Below are 16605 nucleotides of genomic sequence, written 5' to 3' on the forward strand. Positions count from 1 at the left end.
AGGCTCGTTCTAGATACTGATGCGGACGGGCATGGTGGCCTGTCCGTTGGCTTCCGAAAGGGTTTCGATCACGGCGCTCTGGATGCGCTTGCACAGCTCGGGGTCTGACAGCGGCTGGTTGTGTGCGTCGGTCACGAAGAACACGTCTTCCACGCGCTCGCCGAGGGTGACGATCTTGGCGTTCTGCACCGACAGGTCGAAGTCGAGGAACAGCCCGCCCAGGCGCGCCAGCAGGCCGGGTCGGTCGGGGGCGATGACCTCGAGCACGCTGACGTGGCGCGCCGCGTCGGTGGAGATGGTCACCACCGGTGCGAAGGCGAAGTGCTTGAGCTGGCGCGGCACGCGGCGCTGGATGATGGTCGGGTAGTCGGCCGGGTTCTTCAGCGCATCCACCAAGCCTTGGCGGATTTCGCTGATCCGCTGGGGATTGTCGCCGATCGAGCCGCCATCGGCGTCGAGCACTATGTAGGTGTCGAGGGTGAACTGGCTGGTGGAGGTGATGATCCGCGCGTCCTGGATGTTCAGGTTGAGCTGGTCCATCGCGGCCACGGTCACGGCGAAGAAGTCGTGCTGGTCGGCGGCGTAGATGAAGATCTGCGTGCCGCCTTCGAACTCGCGCTGCGCGGTTTCCTTGATCAGCACCAGCGGGGTGCCGTCGTCCGGATGCTGGAGGATCGCTTCGGTGTGCCAGGCCACGTCGGCGGCGCTGTGGCGCAGGAAGTAGTCGTCGCCGAGCTGGCTCCAGAGCTGCTCGGCGTCGTCCTGGTCGATGCCTTCGCGGACGAGGATGTCGATCGCCGCGTTCTGCGTCTGCAGGATCTGCTCCTCGCGGTCCAGCGGATTCTCCAGGCCGCGATGCAGGGCGCGCTTGGTCTCGGTATAGAGCTGGCGCAGCAGGCTGGCGCGCCAGGAGTTCCACAGGCTCGGGTTGGTCGCGTTGATGTCGGCCACGGTGAGCACGTAGAGGTAGTCCAGGCGGGTCTGGTCGCCGACCAGTTGGGCGAAGTCGAAGATCACCTGCGGGTCGGAGAGGTCCTTGCGCTGCGCGGTGGTGGACATCACCAGGTGGTTCTGCACGAGCCAGCTGACCAGTTGGGTGTCCCAGTGCGGCAGGTGGTGGCGCTGGCAGAACTGCTCGGCATCCACCGCGCCCAGTTCGGAGTGATCGCCGCCGCGGCCCTTGGCGATGTCGTGGTAGAGACCGGCGAGGTAGATCAGCTCGGGCTTGGGCAGGCGTTCCATGACCTTCGCGGCCAGCGGGTATTTCTCCGCCATGTCCGGGCGCTGCAGTTTGCGCAGGTGCTTGATCAGGTTGAGGGTGTGCGCGTCGACCGTATAGATGTGGAACAGGTCGTGCTGCATCTGCCCGATGATCAGGCCGAACTCCGGCAAGTAGCGGCCGAGGATGCCGTAGCGGTTCATCCGCCGCAGGTTGCGGTGGATGCCTTCCTTGCACTTGAACAGCTCGATGAACAGGCTGGTGTTGCGGATGTCGTGGCGGAAGTCGTCGTCGATCAGGTGACGGCTGTCGCGCAGCAGGCGGATGGTGTCGGCGCGTACGCCCTTGATTTCCGGGTGCTGGGCCAGCAGCACGAAGATTTCCAGGAGGGCGAAGGGAGTGCGCTTGAAGACGTTCGGGTGGGTGACCTCGAGATAGCCTTCGCGCACCTGGAAGCGACTGTTCAGCGGCGCGATCTGGCCGCCTTCACCGGCGCGCAGGATGACTTCCTCGAAGTGCTGCATGATCAGGTCGTTGAGCTCGGAAACCGCCATCACCACGCGGTAGTACTTCTGCATGAAGCGCTCGACGGCCAGCTTGGCGTCGTTGTCCTGGTAACCGAGCAGGCCGGCAATGCGGCGCTGGTGGTCGAACAGCAGGCGGTCTTCGGCGCGTCCGGCGAGCATGTGCAGCGCGTAGCGGACCTTCCAGAGGAACTCCTGGCAGGAGGCGAGCATGCTGGACTCGCTTTCGACGAGGAAACCTTCCTTCACCAGGGCGTGCAGGTTGAGGCTGCCGAAATGCCGGCGGGCGACCCAGAGAATGGTCTGGATGTCGCGCAGGCCGCCTGGCGAGCCCTTCACGTTGGGCTCGAGGTTGTATTCGGTGTCGTTGTACTTGGTGTGGCGGTGGATCTGTTCCTTGCGCTTGGCCATGAAGAACTGGCCGCTCGGCCACATCTGGCGGGTATTGGTGGCTTCCAGCATGCGCTGGCGCAGGTGGTCGGGGCCGGAGATGGTGCGGCATTCCATCAGGTTGGTGACCACCGTCAGGTCGGCGCGCGCTTCCTCGGCGCACTGCGCCACCGAGCGCACGCTCTGGCCGACTTCCAGGCCGATGTCCCAGAGCAGGGTGAGGAAGCCCTCGATGGGCTCGCGGAAGACTTCCTGGTCCTCGCTGTCGAGCAGGATGAGGATGTCGATGTCCGAGTGTGGGTGCAGTTCGCCACGACCATAGCCGCCGACCGCCACCAGGGCGATATCCGCGTCTTCGCTCCAGGGAAAGCGCTGCCAGGCCTGGTGCAGGATCTGGTCGACGACCCAGGCGCGGTCCTCGATCAGCCGGCGAATGTCGCGGCCACCATGGAAGCGCGCGTCGAGCACTTCGTTGGCCTGGCGGATGGCCTTCTTGAAGGCAGCGATAGGGCTGGATTTGAGGGCCAGTTCCGCCTGGAACTGCCCACGGTCGAACAACTCGGGATCCACCTGCGGCATGGCGGCCTTCCTACTTCAGGGATGGGGGAGGGCAGGGGCAGGGAAGCCGCCGGGGCCGAGCACAGGCAGGGCCCCGGGGCTGTGCCGGGCCGGGATTTCTATGTTCTACCCAGCCGTCGGCGAGATTGCAAACGGCTGTCACGCACCCGTGCGCGGGAAGCTCTCGTCGTTGCGCAGGGTCAGGATCTCGTAGCCGTCGGCGGTGACCAGCACGGTGTGCTCCCACTGCGCGGACAGCTTGCGGTCCTTGGTGATGGCGGTCCAGCCGTCGCCGAGCAGGCGGGTTTCCGGGCGACCCTGGTTGATCATCGGCTCGATGGTGAAGATCATGCCTTCCTTCAGTTCCAGGCCGGTGCCGGCGCGGCCGTAGTGCAGCACTTGCGGCTCTTCGTGGAACACTTGGCCGATGCCATGGCCGCAGTACTCGCGGACTACCGAGAAACCGTTCTTCTCGGCGTATTTTTGAATCACCTCGCCAATGTCGCCCAGGCGCGCGCCCGGCTTGACCACGGCGATGCCTTTGTACATGCATTCCTGGGTGATCTGGCACAGGCGGTCGGCCCACTCCGGCGTCTTGCCGACCAGGAACATCTTGCTGGTGTCGCCGTGGTAGCCGTCCTTGATGACGGTGATGTCGATGTTGACGATGTCGCCTTCCTTGAGCGGCTTCTCGTTGGGGATGCCGTGGCAGACGACGTGGTTGATCGAGGTGCAGATCGACTTGGGGAAGCCCTTGTAGTTCAGCGGGGCCGGGATCGCCTGCTGCACGTTGACGATGTAGTCGTGGCAGATGCGGTCCAGTTCATCGGTGGTGACGCCGGGCTTGACGTGCTCGCCGATCATTTCCAGCACTTCGGCGGCCAGGCGGCCGGCAATGCGCATCTTCGCGATGTCTTCGGGCGTCTTGATGGTGACGGTCATAGAATTCTCGGACGCAGGCTTAAAAGCGGCTATGTTACCAGCTTCGTGCCGCAAGCCATAAGCCGTACGCTGGTCCGGCAGTTCTCGCCAGTAGCCGGGCCCTGCTTTCTGTGATATAAAGCGCCCCGCTTTTGCGGGTGAGTGCCCGCGAAGCCTTAAAACCACACATGCATCGACACGATGGCCTGGGTGCCTTTCGACAAGATCGAAGGGTTGGCCATTGGGATGCATGGAGGCCCAACCCGACTTATCGAGGAATCAAAATGTCCCAAGTCAACATGCGCGATATGCTGAAGGCCGGTGTGCACTTCGGCCACCAGACCCGTTACTGGAACCCGAAAATGGGCAAGTTCATTTTCGGCGCGCGCAACAAGATCCACATCATCAACCTGGAAAAGACCCTGCCGATGTTCAACGAGGCCCTGACCTTCGTTGAGCGCCTGGCCCAGGGCAAGAACAAGATCCTGTTCGTCGGCACCAAGCGTTCCGCTGGCAAGATCGTTCGCGAAGAAGCTGGTCGTTGCGGCATGCCGTACGTCGACCACCGTTGGCTCGGCGGCATGCTGACCAACTACAAGACCATTCGTCAGTCGATCAAGCGCCTGCGCGAGCTGGAAACCCAGCAGCAAGACGGCACCTTCGAGAAGCTGACCAAGAAAGAAGCCCTGATGCGCTCCCGTGATCTGGAAAAACTGGATCGCAGCCTGGGCGGCATCAAGGATATGGGCGGCCTGCCGGACGCTCTGTTCGTGATCGACGTTGACCACGAGCGCATCGCTATCACCGAAGCCAACAAGCTGGGCATCCCGGTCATCGGCATCGTCGATACCAACAGCAGCCCGGAAGGCGTCGACTACGTCATCCCCGGTAACGATGATGCCATCCGCGCCGTGCAACTTTACCTGGGCGCCATGGCCGAGGCCGTTCTGCGCGGTAAGCAGAACGCCGTTGGCGGTGCTGACGAGTTCGTAGAAGAAGCGCCGGCCGAATCCGCCGAAGGCTGATTCCAGGACGTCCAGACGTCCAGCGGTGCGCAAAAAGGGGGCCTGGCCCCCTTTTTGCCACTCCCGAATTCCGCCCGGTTAGCCGGGCGATCTGGTTTTGAGAGCAACTCAAGAGGATTTGCAAATGGCAGAAATCACTGCAGCACTGGTTAAAGAACTGCGCGAGCGCACTGGCCAGGGCATGATGGAATGCAAGAAGGCCCTGGTTGCCGCTGAAGGCGACATCGAGAAGGCCATCGACGACATGCGCGCTTCCGGCGCCATCAAGGCTGCCAAGAAGGCCGGCAACATCGCCGCCGAAGGCTCCATCGCCGTGAAGGTGTCTGACGACGCCAAAGCCGCCACCATCATCGAAGTCAACTCGCAGACCGACTTCCTGGCTCTGCAGGACGATTTCAAAGGCTTCGTCGCCGCCTGCCTGGACAAGGCTTTTGCGCAGAAGCTGACCGACGCCGCTCCGCTGATCGCCGAGCAGGAATCCGCTCGTGAAGCCCTGGTCGCCAAGTGCGGCGAGAACGTCAACATCCGTCGTCTGGCTCGCGCCGAAGGCGACGTGGTTGGCGCCTACCTGCACGGCCACCGCATCGGTGTTCTGGTTACCCTGAGCGGCGGCAACGCCGATCTGGCCAAGGACATCGCCATGCACGTTGCTGCCAGCAACCCGCAGTTCCTGGACCCGTCGCAGGTTTCCGAAGAAGCCGTTGCCAAGGAAAAGGAAATCTTCCTGGCCCTGAACGCCGACAAGATCGCCGGCAAGCCGGAAAACATTGTCGAGAACATGGTCAAAGGCCGTATCGCCAAGTTCCTGGCCGAAGCCAGCCTGGTCGACCAGCCGTTCGTCAAGGATCCGGAAGTCAAGGTCGGTGATCTGGCCAAGAAAGCCGGCGCCACCATCGTTTCCTTCATCCGCTACGAAGTGGGCGAGGGCATCGAGAAGGTCGAAGCCGACTTCGCTGCCGAGGTTGCTGCTCAAGTAGCCGCTTCCAAGCAGTAAGACGGACTTCACCGTCGCCCCGGAAGAGGCTGCCCGCTAACGCGAGCGGCCTCTTCGTCAAATTGGGGGAGCCATTCGGGGTGGCTTCCACGGCACGGGCCCGCACGGCGGGTCACAGCTGCCGCAAGTCGGCTAGCCGGCTTCCGCAATGGGCGCCACGTGTGGCGCCAAGCATTTCAAACGCCGCAGGAGAAAAAGGTCATGGCTCAGCAGCTGAGCGCTCGTCAACCTCGCTATAAACGCATTCTTCTAAAACTGAGCGGCGAAGCCCTGATGGGGAGCGAAGAGTTCGGCATCGATCCCAAGGTGCTGGACCGCATGGCGCTGGAAATCGGCCAGCTCGTCGGTATCGGCGTGCAGGTCGGCCTGGTGATCGGCGGCGGCAACCTGTTCCGAGGCGCCGCCCTGTCGGCCGCCGGCATGGATCGGGTTACCGGCGACCACATGGGCATGCTGGCCACCGTGATGAACGGCCTGGCGATGCGCGATGCCCTGGAGCGTTCGAACATCACCGCCATCGTCATGTCGGCCATCAGCATGGTCGGCGTCACCGACCACTACGACCGCCGCAAGGCCATGCGCCACCTGGGCAGCGGTGAAGTAGTGATCTTCTCCGCCGGCACCGGCAACCCGTTCTTCACCACCGACTCCGCCGCCTGCCTGCGCGCCATCGAAATCGATGCTGACGTAGTGCTGAAGGCGACCAAGGTCGATGGCGTGTACACTGCCGACCCGTTCAAAGACCCGAATGCCGAGAAGTTCGAGCGCCTGACCTACGATGAAGTGCTCGACCGCAAGCTGGGCGTGATGGACCTGACCGCCATCTGCCTGTGCCGCGACCAGAAAATGCCGCTGCGGGTGTTCAACATGAACAAGCCGGGCGCGCTGCTGAATATTGTTGTTGGTGGTGCCGAAGGCACCCTGATCGAGGAGGATTGAGATGATCAACGAGATCAAGAAAGAAGCGCAGGAGCGCATGGGCAAAACCCTGGAGGCCCTGGGCCACGCCTTCGCCAAGATCCGCACCGGCCGTGCTCACCCGAGCATCCTGGATAGCGTCATGGTGTCCTACTACGGCGCGGACACTCCGCTGCGCCAGGTGGCCAACGTCACCGTGGAAGACTCCCGCACCCTGGCCCTGAGCGTGTTCGACAAGAGCATGATCCAGGCCGTCGAGAAGGCCATCATGACCTCCGACCTGGGCCTGAACCCGGCTACCGCTGGCACCACCATCCGTGTGCCGATGCCCGCCCTGACCGAAGAAACCCGCAAGGGCTTCACCAAGCAGGCTCGCGCCGAGGCAGAGCAGGCCCGCGTTTCCGTGCGCAACATCCGCCGCGACGCCATGGCCCAGCTCAAGGACCTGCAGAAAGAGAAAGAAATCAGCGAGGACGACGAGCGCCGCGGCGGTGACGAAGTGCAAAAGCTCACCGACAAGTTCATCGCCGAGATCGACAAGGCCCTCGAGGCCAAGGAAGCGGATCTGATGGCCGTCTGACGGCCGGGTTGCAGTCATGGACAAGACCAAACAGGTGGTGGCCGCGGTGCCACGCCACGTGGCCATCATCATGGACGGCAACAACCGCTGGGCGAAGAAGCGCCTGTTGCCCGGCGTTGCCGGGCACAAGGCCGGCGTCAGCGCGGTTCGCGCGGTGGTCAAGACCTGTGCCGAGGCGGGCGTCGAGGTGCTGACGCTGTTCGCCTTCTCCAGCGAGAACTGGCAGCGTCCGGTCGACGAGGTCGGCGCGCTGATGGAGCTGTTCCTCATGGCCTTGCGCCGCGAGGTGCGCAAGCTCGATGACAACGGTATCCGCCTGCGCATCATCGGTGATCGCAGCCGCTTTCATCCGGAGCTGCAGGCCGCGATGCGTGAGGCGGAAAACCTCACTGCCAGTCACAAGGGCCTGCTGTTGCAGGTGGCAGCCAACTATGGCGGCCAGTGGGATATCACCCAGGCGGCGCAGCGTCTCGCTCGCGAGGTGCAAGCCGGGCATCTGGCGCCCGACGAGATCAGCCCCGAGCTGATCCAGGGTTGCCTGACCACCGGTGACCAGCCGATGCCGGACCTGTGCATCCGTACCGGCGGCGAGCACCGCATCAGCAACTTCCTGTTGTGGCAGCTGGCCTACGCCGAGCTCTACTTCTCCGATCTCTACTGGCCGGACTTCAAGAGCGCGGCGATGCGCGAAGCGCTGGCCGACTACGCTACCCGCCAGCGTCGCTTCGGCAAGACCAGCGAGCAGGTGGAGGCCGAGGCTCCCCCGTCATGCTGAAACAACGAATCATCACAGCGCTGGTGCTGTTGCCCATCGCGCTGGGTGGTTTCTTCCTCCTTGATGGCGCGGCCTTCGCGCTGTTCATCGGGCTGGTGGTCAGCCTGGGCGCCTGGGAATGGGCGCGCCTGGCCGGCTACGGTGAGCAATCCGCACGTATCGCCTATGCCGGTTTGGTCGCCGCGCTCCTGCTGTTGCTGAGCTGGCTGCCGCAGCTGGCTGGTGGCGTGCTGGTACTGGCGCTGCTCTGGTGGTTGCTGGCGACCGTCATGGTGCTCACCTATCCGGATAGCGCCTCCAGCTGGGGCGGCCGCTGGCGTCGCCTGCTGATCGGCCTGCTGATCCTCGTGCCGGCCTGGCAAGGCCTGGTAGTGCTCAAGCAGTGGCCGCTGGCCAACTGGCTCATCGTTGCGGTCATGGTGCTGGTCTGGGCCGCCGACATTGGTGCCTATTTCTCCGGCAAGGCCTTCGGCAAGCGCAAGCTGGCCCCGCGGGTCAGCCCCGGCAAGAGCTGGGAAGGTTTCTACGGTGGCCTGGCGCTGAGCCTGGCGATCACCTTCGCAGTCGCCCTTTATCGCGACTGGACGGTTCGTGAGCTGCTCCTTGCCCTTCCGTGCGCCGCCCTCGTCGTTGCGCTCTCGGTGGTCGGTGACCTGACCGAAAGCATGTTCAAGCGCCAGTCGGGCCTGAAAGACAGCAGCAACCTGCTGCCGGGCCATGGCGGCGTGCTCGATCGCATCGACAGCCTGACTGCAGCTATCCCGGTCTTCACCGTGCTGCTTTGGGCAACCGGCTGGGGTGCGCCGTGAGTCGCCCGCAACAGGTCTGCGTACTTGGGGCTACCGGCTCCATCGGCCTCAGCACGCTTGATGTGTTGGCGCGGCATCCGCAGCGCTATCAGGTATTTGCCATTACCGGGTATTCACGGCTCGCCGAGCTGGAAGCGCTCTGCCTGACCCATCGTCCGCAGTTCGCCGTCGTCGCCAATGACGAGCAGGCCCGGCATCTGCTGGGCGGCTTGCAGGCGGCGGGGCTGAAAACGCGCGTACTGGTTGGCGAGCAGGGCCTGTGCGAGGTCGCAGGTCACCCGGATGTCGATGTGGTCATGGCAGCCATCGTTGGCGCCGCGGGCCTCAAGCCGACCCTGGCGGCCGTGCAGGCCGGCAAGCGCGTGCTGCTGGCTAACAAGGAGGCGCTGGTGATGTCCGGCGCGCTCTTCATGCACGAGGTGCATGCCAGCGGTGCAGTGCTGTTGCCGATCGACAGCGAGCACAACGCCATCTTCCAGTGCATGCCCGGCGACTACGCGCGCGGCCTGGATCAAGTTGGCGTAAGAAGAATCCTGCTGACTGCCTCAGGTGGTCCGTTCCGCGAGACACCGCTCGAGGCGCTTGCCAATGTCACGCCCGAGCAGGCCTGTGCACATCCCAACTGGTCGATGGGCCGGAAGATTTCCGTCGACTCGGCGAGCATGATGAACAAGGGGCTGGAGCTGATCGAGGCCTGCTGGCTGTTCGATGCCGCGCCGTCGCGTGTCGAGGTGGTGATCCACCCGCAGAGCGTGATCCATTCCCTGGTCGACTATGTCGATGGCTCGGTGCTGGCGCAGCTCGGCAACCCGGACATGCGCACGCCCATCGCCCATGCCCTGGCCTGGCCGGAACGCATCGACTCCGGCGTTTCGCCGCTGGACCTGTTCAGTGTCGCCCGCCTGGACTTCCAGGCGCCCGACGAGCAGCGCTTCCCCTGCCTGCGCCTGGCGCGCGAGGCGGCAGAGGCGGGTGGTAGCGCGCCGGCCGTGCTCAATGCTGCAAACGAGGTGGCAGTCGCCGCATTCCTCGAGCGGCGCATCCGCTTCACTGAGATCGCGGTTATCATCGATGAAGTTCTGAACCGCGAGGCGGCCGCTCCGGTCGAATGCCTCGACGCGGTCCTGGCGGCTGACAAACGCGCCCGCGAAGCCGCTCAAGCCTGGTTGCGTGGGCACGATCGATAAGCCCTGGAGGTTGCGATGAGTGCACTTTATATGGTCGTCGGGCTGGTCATCGCCCTTGGCGTCCTGGTGACATTCCACGAATTCGGGCACTTTTGGGTGGCGCGCCGTTGCGGCGTCCGGGTGCTGCGCTTCTCCGTCGGCTTCGGTACGCCGCTGGTGCGCTGGCATGATCGCCACGGTACCGAGTTCGTAGTTGCGGCCATCCCGCTGGGCGGCTACGTGAAGATGCTCGACGAGCGTGAGGCTGAGGTCCCGGTCGACCAGCTCGACTACGCCTTCAATCGCAAGTCGGTATTCCAGCGCATCGCCATCGTCTCCGCCGGTCCCATTGCCAACTTCCTACTGGCCATCCTGTTCTTCTGGGTGCTGGCGCTGCTGGGTTCCCAGCAGGTGCGACCTGTCATCGGTTCGGTGGTTGCCGGCAGCCCGGCTGCACTAGGCGGGCTGGTGGCCGGTCAGGAAGTGGTAGCGGTCGATGGAGAGGCGGTCGACGGTTGGGCTGCGGTCAACCTGCGCCTGGTGCGTCGCCTGGGGGAGACCGGCGAACTGACTGTCGCTGTGCGCGAGCCAGGCTCCAGCGTCGATGTGACGCACAAGGTGGCGATCAGGTCCTGGCTGAAGAGTGCCGAGAATCCTGACCCCATCGGCGGCCTGGGTATCCAGCCGTGGCGCCCGGCGATGCCGCCGGTGATCGCCGAGCTGGATCCTGAAGGCCCGGCCAAGGCCGCGGGGCTGCAGATTGGCGATCGCCTGGTGAGCCTCGATGGCGTGGCCGTGGATGACTGGCAGCAGGTTGTGGACAAGGTTCGTGCGCGTCCCGCGCAGAGCGTTGCCCTGGCGTTCCAGCGCGATGGCCAGAGCCATGAGCTGAAGCTGACCCTGTCGACGAAAGGCGAAGGCAAAGCGCGTACCGGTTATCTGGGGGCCGGTGTCTCGGGCGGCCAATGGCCGGCGGAGATGCTCCGCGAAGTGCGCTACGGTCCGGTCGCCGCGGTAGGCGAGGCGCTCTCGCAAACCTGGTCGATGAGTCTCCTAACTCTGGATTCTCTAAAGAAAATGGTGCTCGGACAGCTCTCGGTAAAAAACTTGAGTGGGCCGATAACCATTGCTAAAGTGGCGGGCGCTTCGGCCCAGTCCGGCGTGGGGGATTTTCTGCATTTCCTGGCCTATCTGAGCATTAGTTTGGGGGTTCTCAACCTGCTGCCGATTCCCGTCCTCGATGGCGGACATCTGGCGTTCTACCTGGTCGAGTGGGTGCGTGGTCGCCCATTGTCCGAGCGGGTCCAGGCTTGGGGGATGCAGATCGGCATCAGCCTGGTCGTTGGGGTCATGCTACTGGCCCTGGTCAACGATCTGAGTCGACTGTAGCTGCCATTGGTTTTCGGATCTGCCGCCTAATGCGGCAGATTCTTTATTTGTCAGTTGGAAAAAAAGGACTCCATGAAACGCTTTCTGTTACCCGCGGCCGTGTCCGCGTTGATGATCGCCCAGGTTCACGCCGAGTCCTTCACTGTTTCCGATATCCGCGTCAACGGTTTGCAGCGGGTATCCGCGGGTAGCGTATTCGCCGCGCTGCCGCTCAACGTCGGCGACCAGGTCGACGATCGCCGTCTGGTCGAAGCGACCCGTTCGCTGTTCAAGACCGGTTTCTTCCAGGACATCCACCTCGGTCGCGACGGCAGCGTGCTGGTCATCGACGTGGTCGAGCGTCCGTCGATCTCCAGCATCGAGATCGAAGGCAACAAGGCCATCAGCAAGGATGACCTGATGAAGGGCCTGAAGCAGTCGGGCCTGGCCGAAGGTGAAATCTTCCAGCGCGCGACCCTCGAAGGCGTGCGTAACGAACTGCAGCGCCAGTACGTCGCCCAGGGCCGCTACTCGGCCACCATCGAAACCGAGGTCGTGCCGCAGCCGCGTAACCGCGTCGCGCTGAAGATCACCATCAACGAAGGCACGGTGGCGGCCATCGCCCACGTGAACGTCGTCGGCAATACCGTGTTCTCCGACGAGGACCTGACCGACCTGTTCGAGCTGAAGACCACCAACTGGCTGTCCTTCTTCAAGAACGACGACAAGTACTCCCGCGAGAAGCTGTCCGGCGACCTGGAACGCCTGCGCTCCTACTACCTGGACCGCGGCTACATCCACATGGACATCGCTTCGACCCAGGTGTCCATCACCCCGGACAAGAAGCACGTCTACATCACCGTCAACATCAATGAAGGCCAGAAGTACACCGTCCGCGACGTGAAGCTGTCCGGCGAGCTCAAGGTGCCCGAGGAGGAGGTCAAGAAACTCCTGCTGGTGCAGCCGGGCCAGGTCTTCTCGCGCAAGGTGATGACCACCACTTCCGACCTCATCACCCGCCGTCTGGGTAACGAGGGCTACACCTTCGCCAACGTCAACGGCGTGCCCGAAGCGCACGACGACGACAAGACCGTGTCCATCACCTACGTGGTCGACCCGGGCAAGCGCGCCTACGTCAACCGCATCAACTTCCGCGGCAACACCAAGACCGAGGACGAGGTGCTGCGCCGCGAGATGCGCCAGATGGAAGGCGGCTGGGCATCGACCTACCTGATCGACCAGTCCAAGCAGCGCCTGGAACGCCTGGGCTACTTCAAGACCGTCAACGTCGAGACCCCGGCGGTTCCGGGTTCCGATGACCAGGTCGACGTCAACTACAGCGTCGAAGAGCAACCGTCCGGCTCGATCACAGCGAGCGTGGGCTTCGCCCAGGACGCCGGTCTGATCCTCGGCGGCTCGATCAGCCAGAACAACTTCCTGGGTACCGGCAACAAGGTCAGCATCGGCCTGACCAAGTCCGACTACCAGACCCGCTACAACTTCGGCTTCGTCGACCCCTACTGGACCGTCGACGGCGTGAGCCTTGGCTACAACGCCTTCTACCGCAAGACCGACTACAGCAACCTCAACGTCGATATCTCGGACTACTCGGTCGACAGCTACGGCGCTGGTGTGAGCATCGGCTACCCGATCAGCGAGACCTCCCGCCTGACCTACGGCCTGACCGCGCAGCGCGACAGCATCAACCCCGGCGCCTACACCGTCGATGAGATTTACGACTTCATCAATCAGGAAGGCGACACCTTCACCAACTACAAGGCCTCCATCGGCTGGTCCGAATCGACCCTGAACAAGGGCGTGCTGGCGAACCGTGGCCATTCGCAGAGCCTGGTGCTGGAATCGACCATTCCGGGCAGCGACCTGTCGTTCTACAAGCTCGACTACCGCGGCCAGATCTTCGCGCCGCTGACCAACACCTACACCATGCGCTTCCACACCGAACTGGGTTATGGCGATGGTTACGGCTCCACCGATCGCCTGCCGTTCTACGAGAACTACTACGCCGGCGGCTTCAACTCGGTGCGCGGCTTCAAGGACAGCTCCCTCGGCCCGCGCAGTACGCCCAGCGTGGCGCGCGACGCCGGCGGCAACGTGATTTCCGGCCCCGACGCGAACGGTCGCTACACCGACCCGGACCAGGATCCGCAAGCCTTCGGCGGTAACGTGATGATCACCGGCGGCGCCGAACTGCTGTTCCCGATGCCGTTCGTCAAGGACCAGACCCAACTGCGCACCGTGCTGTTCTGGGACGTGGGTAACGTGTTCGACACCAACTGCCCGCTGTCCACCACCCAGGGTTGCGATGGCATCAAGTTTAACGACATGGCCATGTCCGCCGGTGTCGGCCTGACCTGGATCACCGCCCTGGGGCCGCTGAGCTTCAGCCTCGGTACGCCGATCAAGAAGCCGGACAACGCGGAAACCCAGATCTTCCAGTTCTCCCTGGGGCAGACCTTCTAAGTCGCCGTACCGTTATAAAGACAACCTAGCTTTGTGCAGGAGTGTATTGTGCGTAAGTTGACCCAGCTCGTTCTGATCACCGCGGCCCTGATGGCCAGTCCGGCATTCGCCGACATGAAAATCGCGGTGCTCAACTATCAGATGGCGCTCCTCGAGTCCGATGCGGCCAAGCAGTACGCCGTCGATGCGGAGAAGAAATTCGGTCCGCAACTGACCAAGCTGCGCGCCCTGGAAACCGACGCCAAGGCCCTGCAGGACAAACTGGTCAACGGCGGCAGCAAGATGTCCCAGGCCGAGCGCGACAAGGCCGAGAACGACTTCAAGCAGAAAGCCCGTGACTTCCAGTTCCAGTCCAAGGAGCTGAACGAAGCCAAGGCCGCTTCCGACCGCGACACCCTGAAGAAGCTCAAGCCGAAGCTGGATCAGGCCGTCGAAGAAATCATCAAGAAGGGTGGCTATGACCTGGTGATCGAGCGTGGCGCGGTCGTCGACGTCAAGCCTCAGTACGACATCACCCGCCAGGTCATCGAGCGGATGAACCAGCTGCGTTGATGATGACTGCGCTGTCCTTCACCCTCGCCGAACTGGCCGTGCAGCTCCAGGCGGAGCTGCGCGGCGATCCGTCGCTGGTCATCACGGGCCTGGCTACCTTGCAGGATGCCGGCCCTGACCAGTTGACCTTCCTGGCCAACCCGCAGTACCGCAAGTTCCTGGGCGAAACTGCCGCGGGTGCCGTACTACTGACAGCTGCCGATGCCGACGGCTTCGCCGGCAATGCGCTGGTGGTGGCCGATCCCTACCTGGCCTACGCCGGTCTCTCGCACCTGTTCGATCCCAAGCCGAAGGCCCCGGTCGGTATCCACCCGACGGCGGTGGTCGATCCTTCTGCCAGCGTCGACCCCAGCGCTTGCGTCGGTCCCTACGTGGTGATCGAGGCCGGTGCGCAGATCGGTGCGGATGTCACCCTCGGCGCCCATAGCGTCGTAGGCGCGCGCAGCGTGATCGGCGAAGGCGGCTGGCTGGCCCCGCGCGTCACGCTGTACCACGACGTACGCATTGGCAAGCGCGTAGTCATCCAGTCCGGCGCCGTCATCGGCGGCGAGGGCTTCGGCTTCGCCAAGCAGAAGGGCGTCTGGCAGAAAATCGCCCAGATCGGCGGCGTGACCATCGGTGACGACGTCGAGATCGGCGCCAACACCACCATAGATCGCGGTGCACTCTCGGATACCCTGGTTGGCGACGGCGTGAAGCTGGACAACCAGATCATGATTGCGCACAACGTGCAGATCGGCGATCACACCGCCATGGCCGGCTGCTGCGGGATTTCCGGCAGCGCCAAGATCGGCAAGCACTGCATGCTCGCCGGTGGCGTCGGCCTCGTCGGGCACATCGAGATCTGCGACAACGTCTTCGTCACCGGCATGACCATGGTCACCCGCTCGATCACCGAGCCGGGCGCCTACTCATCCGGAACGGCCATGCAACCGGCGGCAGAGTGGAAGAAAAGCGCTGCCCGCATTCGCCAGTTGGACGACATGGCCCGTCGTCTGCAACAGCTGGAAAAACGCCTGGCTGCCGTGACCTCGAGCGGAGACACTCCATCTGATGCGTGAGTCACGCATTTTTTGGCGTTTCCCTTTTCTGAACAGGCTCCCCTGAACATGATGGACATCAACGAGATTCGCGAATACCTGCCTCATCGCTACCCTTTCCTGCTGGTGGATCGGGTAGTGGAGCTGGACATCGAGGCCAAGCGCATTCGCGCCTACAAGAATGTCAGCATCAACGAGCCGTTCTTCAATGGCCACTTCCCGCAGCACCCGATCATGCCGGGCGTGTTGATCATCGAGGCCATGGCCCAGGCGGCCGGCATCCTCGGTTTCAAGATGCTCGACGTGAAGCCGGCCGATGGCACCCTCTACTACTTCGTCGGCTCGGACAAGCTGCGCTTCCGCCAGCCGGTGCTGCCGGGCGACCAGCTGCAACTGCACGCGCAGTTCATCAGCGTCAAACGCGGCATCTGGAAGTTCGACTGCCACGCCACTGTCGATGACAAACCGGTCTGCTCGGCCGAAATCATCTGCGCGGAACGCAAACTATGAGTTTGATCGATCCTCGCGCCATCATCGATCCACGGGCAAAGCTGGCCGACAATGTTGAGGTGGGCCCCTGGTCCATCGTCGGGCCGGATGTGGAGATCGGCGAAGGTACGGTGATCGGTCCGCACGTAGTGCTCAAGGGCCCCACCCAGATCGGCAAGCACAACCGGATTTTCCAGTTCTCCAGCGTCGGTGAAGACACCCCCGACCTGAAGTACAAGGGCGAGCCGACCCGCCTGGTGATTGGCGATCACAACGTGATCCGTGAAGGTGTGACCATTCACCGCGGGACCATTCAGGACCGTTCCGAAACCACCATCGGCGACCACAACCTGATCATGGCCTATGTCCACATCGGCCACGACAGCGTGATCGGCAACCACTGCATCCTGGTCAACAACACTGCGTTGGCAGGTCATGTACACGTGGACGATTGGGCGATCCTTTCCGGCTATACGCTGGTGCACCAGTTCTGCCGCATTGGCGCCCACGCCTTCTCCGGCATGGGTACCGCGATTGGCAAGGACGTCCCGGCCTACGTGACCGTCTTCGGCAACCCGGCCGAGGCGCGCAGCATGAACTTCGAGGGCCTGCGCCGTCGCGGTTTCAGCGCGGAGGCCATCCATGCCCTGCGTCGCGCCTACAAGGTGGTCTACCGCCAGGGCCTGACCGTGGAGGAGGCGCTCGCCGAGCTGGCCGAATCTGCCGCGCAGTTCCCGGAAGTGGCGGTGTTCTGCGCCTCCATCCAGAGCTCCACACGCGGCATCACCCGCTGACC

15 protein-coding genes are annotated in these 16605 nt (G+C 63.4%); 13 read left to right on the plus strand and 2 right to left on the minus strand.

Going from position 1 to position 16605, the window contains the following annotated elements; genetic code table 11:
• Positions 1 to 9 precede the first annotated feature (9 nt).
• On the minus strand, positions 10 to 2712 hold the full coding sequence (locus PKB_RS06005) for a [protein-PII] uridylyltransferase (protein ID WP_043249890.1): 2703 nt from the start codon (positions 2710 to 2712) through the stop codon (positions 10 to 12).
• A gap of 138 nt (positions 2713 to 2850) precedes the next feature.
• On the minus strand, positions 2851 to 3633 hold the full coding sequence (gene map, locus PKB_RS06010) for a type I methionyl aminopeptidase (protein ID WP_043249893.1): 783 nt from the start codon (positions 3631 to 3633) through the stop codon (positions 2851 to 2853).
• 263 nt (positions 3634 to 3896) lie between these two features.
• Here map and rpsB point away from each other — a divergent pair, with 263 nt between their 5' ends.
• The 13 genes from rpsB (at position 3897) to lpxA (ending at position 16603) form a co-directional block, all read left to right on the plus strand.
• A complete protein-coding gene (rpsB, locus tag PKB_RS06015; RefSeq protein ID WP_043249896.1) occupies positions 3897 to 4637 on the plus strand; it encodes a 30S ribosomal protein S2 in 741 nt (246 codons plus the stop codon).
• Positions 4638 to 4761: 124 nt separating this feature from the next.
• Complete coding sequence (tsf, locus tag PKB_RS06020) at positions 4762 to 5631, plus strand: translation elongation factor Ts (protein WP_043249898.1); 870 nt, start codon at positions 4762 to 4764, stop codon at positions 5629 to 5631.
• Between the two features lie 201 nt (positions 5632 to 5832).
• A complete protein-coding gene (gene pyrH, locus PKB_RS06025) occupies positions 5833 to 6570 on the plus strand; it encodes a UMP kinase (protein WP_043249900.1) in 738 nt (245 codons plus the stop codon).
• A 1-nt stretch (position 6571) separates the two neighbouring features.
• Positions 6572 to 7129, plus strand: a complete 558-nt coding sequence (frr, locus tag PKB_RS06030) for a ribosome recycling factor (RefSeq protein WP_043249903.1) — start codon at positions 6572 to 6574, stop codon at positions 7127 to 7129.
• Between the two features lie 16 nt (positions 7130 to 7145).
• Positions 7146 to 7904 (plus strand): polyprenyl diphosphate synthase, encoded by a 759-nt coding sequence (gene uppS / locus PKB_RS06035; RefSeq protein WP_043249906.1) that lies wholly within the window; start codon positions 7146 to 7148, stop codon positions 7902 to 7904.
• Positions 7898 to 8713, plus strand: a complete 816-nt coding sequence (locus tag PKB_RS06040) for a phosphatidate cytidylyltransferase (RefSeq protein ID WP_043249909.1) — start codon at positions 7898 to 7900, stop codon at positions 8711 to 8713. The genes uppS and PKB_RS06040 overlap by 7 nt, the downstream gene beginning before the upstream one ends.
• Positions 8710 to 9900: a 1-deoxy-D-xylulose-5-phosphate reductoisomerase gene (ispC, locus tag PKB_RS06045; protein ID WP_043249911.1), complete on the plus strand. Its 1191-nt coding sequence runs from the start codon at positions 8710 to 8712 to the stop codon at positions 9898 to 9900. The genes PKB_RS06040 and ispC overlap by 4 nt, the downstream gene beginning before the upstream one ends.
• 15 nt (positions 9901 to 9915) lie before the next feature.
• Complete coding sequence (gene rseP, locus PKB_RS06050; RefSeq protein ID WP_043249913.1) at positions 9916 to 11268, plus strand: RIP metalloprotease RseP; 1353 nt, start codon at positions 9916 to 9918, stop codon at positions 11266 to 11268.
• A 72-nt stretch (positions 11269 to 11340) separates the two neighbouring features.
• A complete protein-coding gene (bamA, locus tag PKB_RS06055) occupies positions 11341 to 13728 on the plus strand; it encodes an outer membrane protein assembly factor BamA (RefSeq protein ID WP_043249915.1) in 2388 nt (795 codons plus the stop codon).
• 48 nt (positions 13729 to 13776) lie between these two features.
• Positions 13777 to 14280: an OmpH/Skp family outer membrane protein gene (locus PKB_RS06060; RefSeq protein WP_043249918.1), complete on the plus strand. Its 504-nt coding sequence runs from the start codon at positions 13777 to 13779 to the stop codon at positions 14278 to 14280.
• Complete coding sequence (gene lpxD / locus PKB_RS06065) at positions 14280 to 15341, plus strand: UDP-3-O-(3-hydroxymyristoyl)glucosamine N-acyltransferase (protein WP_043249920.1); 1062 nt, start codon at positions 14280 to 14282, stop codon at positions 15339 to 15341. The genes PKB_RS06060 and lpxD overlap by 1 nt, the downstream gene beginning before the upstream one ends.
• Positions 15342 to 15389: 48 nt before the next feature.
• Positions 15390 to 15830: a 3-hydroxyacyl-ACP dehydratase FabZ gene (gene fabZ, locus PKB_RS06070; protein WP_043249923.1), complete on the plus strand. Its 441-nt coding sequence runs from the start codon at positions 15390 to 15392 to the stop codon at positions 15828 to 15830.
• Positions 15827 to 16603: an acyl-ACP--UDP-N-acetylglucosamine O-acyltransferase gene (gene lpxA, locus PKB_RS06075; RefSeq protein WP_043249925.1), complete on the plus strand. Its 777-nt coding sequence runs from the start codon at positions 15827 to 15829 to the stop codon at positions 16601 to 16603. The genes fabZ and lpxA overlap by 4 nt, the downstream gene beginning before the upstream one ends.
• The last annotated feature ends 2 nt before the right edge of the window (positions 16604 to 16605 follow it).

The organism is Pseudomonas knackmussii B13 (genome assembly GCF_000689415.1).
GTDB classification, from domain to species: domain Bacteria; phylum Pseudomonadota; class Gammaproteobacteria; order Pseudomonadales; family Pseudomonadaceae; genus Pseudomonas; species Pseudomonas knackmussii.